We start from the raw sequence: 9624 nt of genomic DNA on the forward strand, positions 1-9624 counted from the left end.
CGGGGCCACCCGGCACCAGCAGCAGGTCATAGGCCTCGTGCGCCTGGGCCAGCAGCAGGTCGGGCTGGACGACCACGCCATTGGACGCACGCAGCGGGCCGGGCTCGGTGCCGATGGTCAGGATCTGATAGTGCTGCGCCGCTGGCAGGTAGCGGTTGGCAATCGAAAACACTTCAAGCGGCCCGGCCATGTCGAGCAGGAGGAAGTCTGGAAACAGCGCCATGGCCACGGTGTTCATAGAGAGAGACGTCCATCAGGAAGGAAGGCAGCGGCCATTATGCCACGCCTGAGACTGTCAACTTCAGCGCGACAGTTATTCAGATATCAGCTTCTTAATGAATATTTCAGTAACCAGTAACCTTCTTCTCAACGCAAGCGCCCTGCATTTCGCAGCCCGCTCTGACTTGAGGACACCACCATGCTGACCCTTCGCAAAGCCTCCGATCGCGGCGCCGCCAATCACGGTTGGTTGAAGTCGTTCCACACCTTCTCATTCGCCAACTACTGGAACCCCGCCGAACAGGGTTTTTCCGACCTGCTGGTGATCAACGATGACCGCGTCGCGGCAGGCCGTGGCTTCGGCCAGCACCCGCACCGCGACATGGAGATTTTCTCCTATGTGCTCGAAGGCGCCCTGGAACACAAGGACACCCTGGGCACCGGTTCGGTGATCCGCCCCGGCGATGTGCAACTGATGAGCGCCGGCAGCGGCGTAGCCCACAGCGAGTTCAACCATAGCCAGAGCCGTGGCGTGCACTTCCTGCAAATCTGGATCGTGCCGAATGTGGCCGGCGCCGAGCCGCGCTATCAGCAAGAGCACTTCAGCGAAGCGCAGAAACGTGGCCGCTTGCAGTTGATCATCTCGCCGGATGGCGCCGACGGCTCCCTGCACGTGCGTCAGGATGCACGGGTGTACGCCGGGCTGTTCAACGCCGACGAAAGCGCACGCCTGGACGTGGCGCCGGACCGCCACGTGTACATCCATGTGGCCCGTGGCAGCGTCGAGATCAACGGCCAGCGCCTGCAGGAAGGCGACGGTGCCCGCGTGCGTGATGAGCGTCAGATCCACCTGAGCCACGGTGAGGATGCCGAAGTACTGGTGTTTGACCTGCGCCCCCTGGAACTGCCGCAGATGCCGTGACCGCTGCACGATAGCCCGCCCACACGGGCTATCGCTGGCATCGATAGTCACCATCAACCCAATGAAGTTCTCTTAAAAATGGCAACGCGTAACATCAAACCCATACCAGGCAACACCCTAATCAAACACTCGGAGCACACTCTCATGAAACGCCAACTCTTGCTTAGCCTCGCTTTCTCGGTACTTGCAGCAAACGCTTTTGCCCACCCTGTCGTCGCTGAAGGGGGCGCTGATCGCCTCAACGAAAATCGCGTCGCCGAAGGTGGTGCGGATCGCCTGCAAGGCAGCCGTATCGCTGAAGGCGGTGCTGATCGTCTGCAAGACCGTCGTCTGGCTGAAGGTGGCGCGGATCGTCTGCAAGACCGTCGTCTGGCTGAAGGCGGTGCTGATCGCCTGCAAGGCAACCGTGTCGCCGAAGGTGGCGCGGATCGCCTGCAGGAACGTGGTCTGGCTGAAGGTGGCGCGGATCGCCTGCACAGCAACAACGCCTGACCCCGCGCTGTTTGCGGAGCACCCCAAACCGGCCTGATCAGCCGGTTTTTTTTCGTCTGCTCATCGGTTGTTGGCTTGAAATCGCTTGCGATACGCGGCCGGCAGCATCCCCACCCGCTGCTGAAACAGGCGCCGAAACGAGTTGCTGTCTTCATAGCCCACCGCGTAGGTGATGCTTTCGAGCGTCATGCGCGTCGATTCCAGCATCTGCTTGGCGCGCTCCAGGCGCAGGGTCTGCACATAGGCGATCGGTGTATAACCGGTGGCTTCCTTGAAACGCCGCTTGAAATTACGCACACCAAAACCAAAGTGCCCGGCCACGTCGTCAATCACCAGCGTCTGGGCGCAGTGCTGCTCCAGCCAATGCTGCACGCGCAGTATCTGCGCGTCGCCATGGTTCTTGGGCAACGACCACATGGCGTACACCGACTGCACCGTGCGCACCGTGTCGATCAGTAGATATTTGCCACAGGTGTGAGCCAGTTCCGGCGAGCCGAAGCGGCGGATCAGGTGGAGCATCAGGTCCATCGCCGCACTCGCACCACCACCGGTAATCACGCGGTTTTCTTCGCAGAGCATCTGCGCGTCATCGAGGATCACGTCCGCGTAGCGTCGCCGGAAAAGCTCGGCAAAGGCCCAGTGGGTGGTGGCATGCAAGCCTTGCAGTACACCGGCTTCAGCCAACACAAAGGCGGCGGTACACATCGAAGCCAGCACAGCGCCGCGCCCATGCTGTTCGCGCAGCCAGGGGCCAAAGGCGGCAAACGTCGGCAAAGCCTCTTTCAAGGTGAAGAGAAAGCCGGGGATCAACACCAGGTCGGTCTGCCCGATCTGCGCGGTCGAACAGTCCACTTGCAGACGCTGCCCGCCCCAGGCGTTCACGGCCTGGCCGTCCAGGGACGCGACCACAACCTCGAAGGGAGGGCTGTCGGCAAACAGGTTGGCGGCGCTGAGCATTTCCAGGGCCAGGGTGGCGCTGGCGGCGGAACAGTGATCGGCCAGGAGCAAGGTAATGTGCATTCATGGACCTTTTTTGCGCTTTTGGCATGTAATAAGTCATTTGCGCACCTACCTTAGCCGATTTGGCGCCCTTACAGTGCTGCCACTGATTAACTGTTTGGCGTCTCTATGAATCTCTGGTTTCGATTGCTGTACATGCTCTGCCGTCGCCCCTGGCGCAAACCTGCCCATGGCCTGGCGACCACCGTGGTGCGCATGCGGGTGTGGCCGCTGGACCTGGATCTCAACCGGCATGTCACCAATGGCCGCTACTTCTCCCTGGCGGACGTTGCGCGGATGGATTTTGTCTTGCGCACCGGCGCGTTTCGCGTGGCTCTGCGCAACAAGGCGCTGCCGATCGTGGGCGATACCTGGGGCAAGTTTCGCCGCGAGCTCAAGCTATTCGAGGTGTTCGAGGTACACACCCGCATGCTCGGCTGGGACCACAAGTGGAGCCTGATGGAGCACCGTTTCGTCAGCAAGGGTCGGGTGGTCGGCGTGGTGGTGATGCGCGGGCTGTTCCGCTCAGCCAAGGGCACCCTGCCCCCGGCGGATTTTTTGCGTGAACTGGGGTTGGACGAAGCCTCGCCGCCCATGCCGCAGTGGCTGAGCGACTGGGCGCAAAGTTGCGATGCGATGAGCGTGCAGTTGCGAGGCGAGGAACAGGCGTGAAACAGCGGTTGCCAGCGTCTTCACGTTGGCGCCAGCGCCGTCTCTCGCTACGTACAGGGACCCTTTAGCCGGGGGAATGCGCTTGATTCCCCCGTTCTCGATTCAAGCCGGGCTGCGCTCCTCCAACCCACGTGCCGCCAACGCACCCAACACGCCACCGGCAATCGGCGCCAGCCAGAACGCCCAGAGTTGCGCCAGGTACTCGACGCCAGCGAACAACGCCGGCCCGGTGCTGCGCGCCGGGTTCACCGAGGTGTTGGTGACGGGGATCAGGATCAGGTGAATCAAGGTCAGCGCCAGGCCGATGGCGATGGGCGCAAAGCCGGCAACCGCGCCCGGTGCGGTCACGCGCATGATGATCAGCACAAAGAAGAACGTAGCGATCAGTTCGGCCAGCAACGCCGCCTTCATGTCGAACTGGCCGGGGCTCAGCGGGCCATAGCCGTTGGCGGCAAAACCACCCACTTCAAAGCCTGGCTGCCCGCTGGCAATCACAAACAGGGCAGCGGCGGCGACAATCGCACCCGCGACCTGAGCGGCTATGTAGGGCAGCACATCGACGCCGGGAATGCGGCGCCCGGCCCATAGGCCAATGGTCACCGCCGGGTTGAAATGCCCGCCCGAGACACCGCCGACCGCGTAGGCCATGGTCAGTACAGTGAGCCCGAACGCCAGGGACACTCCCAGAAAACCGATCCCCAGTTCCGGGAATGCCGCCGCCAGAATGGCACTGCCACACCCGCCGAACGTCAACCAGAAGGTACCTGCAAACTCTGCGGTCAAACGCTTTTGCACAATCGACTCCATTGCTTTTCAAACGCCACGGCCCTGCTCGAAGGGCGTGGCAATCGCCGTCACCACAGGATGTGGGAGGTCCTGGGTGACGGTAGCAACAGGCGCCAAGGCGCCTTGTAAGATTTGTCTGGTTTTAGTCGCGCGCGACACCCTGCCCAAACCGCCGGATCGCCAGGCAATAGCCGATCAACGCCAGCGCCGCCAACACGCCACCCGCCGCGCCGATCCAGGCGAAGCCGAAGTGGCTGCCGACCCAACTGCCCATCAGCGCGCCGCCGCCGATACCGACGTTGTAGATACCGGAGAACATCGCCATGGCCACGTCGGTGGCGTCCGGCGCGAGCACCAGGACCTTAGACTGCATGGCCAGGCCGAAGCCCATGATCGCCATGCCCCAGAACACGCTCAGGCCGACGAGGTAGGATTCGGCCCCGCTCAACGGCAGCATCAGTGCCAGGCACGCGGCCAGCAGAAACACCGCGCCGACCACGAACAGATGCGGGCTGAACCGGTGTACCAGGCTGAACAACAGCGAGCCGATGATGCCCGCGCCGCCGAACACCAGCAGGAACAGGGTCACGACGTTACCGCTCAGGCCGGCGACACGTTCGACAAACGGTTCGATGTAGCTGTAGGCGGTGAATTGCGCGGTGATCACCATGGCGGTGAGCACGTAGAGCGCCACCAGTGCCGGGCGCTTGAACAGCAGCGGCAGGCTGCGCAGGGAGCCGGAGTTCTGGCTCGGCAGCAGCGGTAAGGTACGCGCCAGCCAGAACACCAGTGCCGCAGCGAATGCCGCAATCACCAGGAACGTGGTGCGCCAGCCCATCGCTTCGCCCAGCAGGCGGCCAAGGGGAATGCCCAACACCATCGCCAGCGACGTGCCGGTGGCCAGCAGGCCGAGGGCTTGTACTTGTTTGCCGGCCGGCGCCAGGCGTACCGCGAGGGACGCGGTGATCGACCAGAACAACGCGTGGGACAAGGCGATGCCGATCCGGCTGACCATCAGCAGGCCAAAGCTGTTGGCGACGCTGGAGAGGATGTGACTGGCGATGAACAGGCCGAACAACACGATCAGCAGCTTGCGCCGTTCGATGTTGCGCGTCAGCAGCATCACCGGTAGCGAGGTCAGCGACACGATCCAGGCATAGATCGTGAGCATCAGGCCGACGCTGGCAATCGGCATGTCGAAGCTGGCGCCGATGGCGCTGAGCAGGCCAACGGGCACAAATTCAGTGGTATTGAACACAAAGGCGGCCAGCGCGAGGGCGATGACCGGTTGCCAGTTGGCACGGGGCGTTGCGGTTGAAAGGCTCATTGAAGGGCGAGGCACTCTGACGATGATCGAACGGCCACCCAGGACAAGCGCCGCCGCCGAACATTCTATAGGTTTCTCGGTCGGCTGTTGACGCTCATCCGGGGTAAATCGCCCTCGGCTGGATCAGGGTATAGCCCATCACGGGTCGACCTGCCCCATCAGTTCCGGAATGCTTTCCGGGCGCTGGGCATAACGCTGCGCCAACGCCGCACACACCATCAACTGGATCTGGTGAAACAGCATCAACGGCAGGATTAACACGCCCATGGTCGCCCCGGCGAACAGCACCTGGGCCATCGGCACCCCGGTGGCCAGGCTTTTCTTCGAACCGCAGAACAAGATGGTGATGCGGTCCTCCTGATTAAAGCCGAAGGCCTTGCCCAACAGCGTGGACGCCACCAACACCAGGGCAAGTAACACGCAGCAGGCCACCACCAGGCCGCCGAGTTCCCACAGCGGAATCTGCTGCCAGATGCCTTGGATGACCGCTTCGCTGAACGCGCCGTAGACCACCAGCAGGATCGAGCCCTGGTCGACGAACTTCAGCCAGGCCTTGTTGCGACCGACCCACTCGCCGATCCAACGGCGGGCGATCTGCCCGGCGACGAACGGCAGCAGCAGTTGCACGCTGATTTTCAGCATGGCGTCGACGGTCGAACCGCTCTCGCCGTGGACATTCAGCAGCAGCGTCACCAGCAACGGCGTGAGGAAGATCCCGAACAGGCTCGACGCCGCCGCGCTGCAAATCGCCGCCGGGATATTGCCGCGCGCCAGCGACGTAAAGGCAATCGCCGACTGCACCGTGGCCGGTAACGCGCACAGATAGAGCATGCCCATGTACAGGTCTTTGCCGATCAGCGGCGACAGCAGCGGCTTGAGCGCCAGGCCCAACAACGGGAACAGCACAAAGGTCAGGCTGAACACCAACAGGTGCAGGCGCCAGTGACCGGCCCCGGCAACGATGGCCTGGCGCGACAGCTTGGCGCCGTGCAGGAAAAACAGCAGCGCGATGGCCAGGTTGGTCACCCAGCCGAAGGCCACGGCGGTCTGGCCGCTGGCGGGCAGCAAGGACGCGAAGACCACCGTGGCGATCAGGGTCAGGGTGAAATTGTCGGGCAGAAAGCGCGGGCGAGTCATAAGCAGGATCTTCCGGGGTTGCCAAGAGCGTCATCACGACTCTAACGTAACGCTTTATTACCGACTAACGCCAATGAGCCAGTAAATGCCGCCTAAAGGACATGACAAGACCGTCCGCCGCAGCGTGCCCGGGCTTTCCAGCCTGCCACGCCCAGTGTACGGGCGCACTGAATCCTTGCCCAACCGCGCCCTGACCCGTCGGCACAGCCACCCGTGGGTGCAGTTGTCCTACGCGATTTCCGGGGTGCTGGAGATCCAGACCAGTGTCGGCCGCTTCGTCGCGCCGCCGCAGCGCGCAGTGTGGATTCCGGCGGGCATGCCGCATCGGGTCTACAGCTCGCCGCACACGGAGATGCGCAGCCTGTACCTGGATTGCAGCGTCACCGGGTGGGCGGACGAACGTTGCCAGGTGTTGGCGGTGAGCAGTTTGTTGCGCGAGTTGATCCGCCGCTTCAGTGAACTGCCGGTGGAATATGCCGAAGCGGGACCGGACGGCAGGCTCGCCCAGGTGATACTGGACCAACTGGCGGCGGCGCCCCAGGTCGATTTGATGCTGCCGTTACCCCTGGACCCGCGCTTGCGGCAGATCTATCGCAGCTTGAACCTGCACCCGGAGCAACCCACCACCCTGGGGGATTGGAGCCGCAAGCTGGCGGTCAGTGAGAAAACCCTCAGCCGCCTGTTTTTGCGTGACACCGGGCTGACCTTCCGCGCCTGGCGCCAGCGCTTGCGCCTGCTCAGCACCCTGCCCGCCCTGGAGCAAGGCGAGCGGGTGACGGATGTGGCGTTGGCGTGTGGGTATGAATCCACATCGGCGTTTATCAACGCGTTTCGCCAACAATTCGACGCCACCCCTGGCGAGTTTTTCCGCTAATGCAGAGGAAGGTGCTCAGCGTTGCTTCATGCGGTCGATCACCACCGCCAGCAGCAGGATCGAACCGCGGATCACATACTGATAGAAGGTGTCGATGTTCTTCAGGTTCATCGCGTTCTCGATGATCGCCAGAATCAGCACCCCGGCGATCACATGGCGAATCATGCCGATGCCGCCACTCAACGACACCCCGCCCAGCACACAGGCGGAAATCACCGTCAGCTCAAAGCCCTGGCCGATCATCGGCTGGCCCGAGGTCATGCGTGACGCGAGGATCACCCCGGCCAACGCACCGATCAGGCCATGCACGGCAAAGATCAGGATTTTCGTGCGGTCCACGTTGACCCCGGCCAACAACGCGGCTTCCGGGTTGCCGCCGATGGCCATGGTGTTGCGCCCGTAAGTCGTGTAGTTGAGCAGCCAGCCGAAGAACAGGAAGCAGACGATGGTGATCAGGATCGGCACCGGCACGCCAAATAGCTGGCCATTACCGAACACAAAGAACTGATCCTGGGACACACCCACCGCCTTGCCGTCGGCAAAGATATAGGCCAGGCCGCGCACGATTTGCATGGTCGCCAACGTGGTGATCAGCGCATTGACCCGCAGCTTGGCGATGACAATGCCGTTGATCAGCCCGACGATCAGGCCCATCAGCAGCGCCGCGCCGATGCCAAGCATGACGCTGTCGGTGTCGCGCATCACTATCGCCGCGACCACGCCGGCGCAGGCGATCACCGAGCCCACCGACAAGTCGAAGTGCCCCGACGCCAGGCAGAACAGCATGGTGCAAGCCGCAATGCCCACCGTGGAAATCGCCAGGCCCAGCCCGCGCATGTTCAGCGGCGAGAGGAAGTTGTCGATCAGCAAGGCACACAGCAGAAAAATCCCCAGCGCCGCGAGCAACATCGCCCAGTTGTCGAGCAGCGCGCGCATATCCAAGGGTTTGCGTGCCGTCGGCAACGCGTTGTGTTGGGTCGTCATAGTCGTCTCTCAGTTCGCCAGGCCACGCGGCAAGGCCAGTTGCAGCAAGTTGGATTCAGTGGCGTGTTCGCGCCGTTGTTCGCCGCGCAAAGTGCCTTCGCACAGCACCAGAATGCGGTCAGAAATCCCCATCACCTCCATCAGGTCGCTGGACACCACAATCACCGCGATACCGCTCGCCGCGAGGTCATGGATGATCTGGTAGATCTCCGACTTGGCGCCGATGTCGATGCCCCGCGTCGGCTCGTCCAGCAGCAGCACCTTCATCGGCATCGACAGCCAGCGGCCAAGAATGGCCTTCTGCTGATTGCCGCCGGACAGGTACATGATCTTTTGCTCGGCGCTTGGGGTCTTGACCTTCATCGCGCTGATTTGCCGGCCGGCGTTGCCCTGCTCCCAGCCCTCGCGCAGCAGCCAGCCAAACCGGGAATGGGCGCCGCGCGCGCTGATGTTGATGTTCTCGGCCACGCTGGACAGCGGGATGATGCCCTCCTTCTTGCGGTCCTCCGGGCACAGCAGCACCCCGGCGGCGATGGCGTCGCGGGGTGAACGCAGGTTCAGGCTTTCGCCGCACAGTTCCAACTGCCCCGCCGTGGCGCGCTGCAAGCCGCTGAGCAGGCGAAACAGCTCGGTGCGCCCAGCGCCGACCAAGCCGAACAGGCCGAGGATCTCGCCCTTGCGCACGTCAAAACTGATCGGCTCGCGCAGGCCGGGGCCGAGCAAACCGTCGACCTTGAGCGCCACGTCGCCGTGCTCGCGCGGGCGGTAGTCGTAGATGTCCTGGATATCGCGGCCGACCATGCAGGTGACCAGTTGGTCGTGGCTCAGCGCGCTCATGTCGTCGAAGGTGCGCACGTAGCGGCCGTCCTTGAACACCGTCACCGCGTCGCAGATGCGGAACACTTCTTCCATGCGGTGGGACACGTACAGCACCACTTTGCCCTCGTCGCGCAGGCGCGTGATGATCGCCATCAGCCGGTCGATCTCGCGGGCCGACAGGCTGCTGGTCGGTTCATCGAAAGCGATCACATGCGCGCCACGGGACAGCGCCTTGGCGATTTCCACCAGTTGGCGCTGGCCCAGGGACAGCCGGCCGAGCTTCTCCTGCGGGTCGATTTCATCGGCCAGGCCCTTGAGGCAGGCCAGCGCCTGCTCGCGCAGCCGCCGGCGGTTGACCACGCCGAAGCGCGCCGGCAAATGCCCGAGGAACAG

Annotated in this window: 11 protein-coding genes; 4 read left to right on the top strand and 7 right to left on the bottom strand. The window is 63.1% G+C overall.

Features of this window, described 5'->3' with window-relative positions:
• A partial coding sequence (locus tag L9Z73_RS18600; RefSeq protein WP_247403818.1) for a DJ-1/PfpI family protein occupies positions 1 to 238 on the bottom strand: 238 nt, incomplete at its 3' end.
• A 180-nt stretch (positions 239 to 418) separates the two neighbouring features.
• Between L9Z73_RS18600 and L9Z73_RS18605 the strand changes: the two genes are divergently transcribed.
• The gene (locus tag L9Z73_RS18605) at positions 419 to 1141 is read left to right on the top strand and encodes a pirin family protein (protein WP_247403821.1); all 723 of its coding nucleotides are present in this window, start codon (positions 419 to 421) and stop codon (positions 1139 to 1141) included.
• Positions 1142 to 1340: 199 nt separating this feature from the next.
• Positions 1341 to 1670 carry a hypothetical protein gene (locus L9Z73_RS18610; RefSeq protein WP_247403825.1) on the top strand — a complete coding sequence of 110 codons (330 nt, stop codon included), beginning with the start codon at positions 1341 to 1343 and terminating at the stop codon, positions 1668 to 1670.
• A 23-nt stretch (positions 1671 to 1693) separates the two neighbouring features.
• On the opposite strand, the gene L9Z73_RS18615 is transcribed toward L9Z73_RS18610, so the two are convergent.
• Positions 1694 to 2653 carry a GlxA family transcriptional regulator gene (locus tag L9Z73_RS18615; protein ID WP_247403828.1) on the bottom strand — a complete coding sequence of 320 codons (960 nt, stop codon included), beginning with the start codon at positions 2651 to 2653 and terminating at the stop codon, positions 1694 to 1696.
• Between the two features lie 108 nt (positions 2654 to 2761).
• On the opposite strand from L9Z73_RS18615, the gene L9Z73_RS18620 reads away from it, so the two are divergent.
• The gene (locus L9Z73_RS18620) at positions 2762 to 3304 is read left to right on the top strand and encodes an acyl-CoA thioesterase (protein ID WP_247403831.1); all 543 of its coding nucleotides are present in this window, start codon (positions 2762 to 2764) and stop codon (positions 3302 to 3304) included.
• A gap of 102 nt (positions 3305 to 3406) precedes the next feature.
• On the opposite strand, the gene aqpZ is transcribed toward L9Z73_RS18620, so the two are convergent.
• From aqpZ to L9Z73_RS18635, 3 genes are all read right to left on the bottom strand, one after another.
• Complete coding sequence (gene aqpZ / locus L9Z73_RS18625; RefSeq protein ID WP_247403834.1) at positions 3407 to 4111, bottom strand: aquaporin Z; 705 nt, start codon at positions 4109 to 4111, stop codon at positions 3407 to 3409.
• Positions 4112 to 4232: 121 nt separating this feature from the next.
• Positions 4233 to 5417, bottom strand: coding sequence for a sugar transporter (locus L9Z73_RS18630; protein ID WP_247403837.1), 1185 nt, complete (start codon positions 5415 to 5417; stop codon positions 4233 to 4235).
• Between the two features lie 138 nt (positions 5418 to 5555).
• Positions 5556 to 6554: a bile acid:sodium symporter family protein gene (locus L9Z73_RS18635; protein ID WP_247403840.1), complete on the bottom strand. Its 999-nt coding sequence runs from the start codon at positions 6552 to 6554 to the stop codon at positions 5556 to 5558.
• Positions 6555 to 6639: 85 nt separating this feature from the next.
• On the opposite strand from L9Z73_RS18635, the gene L9Z73_RS18640 reads away from it, so the two are divergent.
• Positions 6640 to 7428 carry an AraC family transcriptional regulator gene (locus L9Z73_RS18640; protein WP_247403843.1) on the top strand — a complete coding sequence of 263 codons (789 nt, stop codon included), beginning with the start codon at positions 6640 to 6642 and terminating at the stop codon, positions 7426 to 7428.
• Positions 7429 to 7443: 15 nt separating this feature from the next.
• On the opposite strand, the gene araH is transcribed toward L9Z73_RS18640, so the two are convergent.
• Positions 7444 to 8412, bottom strand: a complete 969-nt coding sequence (gene araH, locus L9Z73_RS18645; RefSeq protein ID WP_247403846.1) for an L-arabinose ABC transporter permease AraH — start codon at positions 8410 to 8412, stop codon at positions 7444 to 7446.
• Positions 8413 to 8421: 9 nt separating this feature from the next.
• A partial coding sequence (locus L9Z73_RS18650) for an ATP-binding cassette domain-containing protein (protein WP_247403849.1) occupies positions 8422 to 9624 on the bottom strand: 1203 nt, incomplete at its 5' end.

The organism is Pseudomonas emilianonis (assembly GCF_023072625.1).
Lineage (GTDB): Bacteria > Pseudomonadota > Gammaproteobacteria > Pseudomonadales > Pseudomonadaceae > Aquipseudomonas > Aquipseudomonas paraveronii.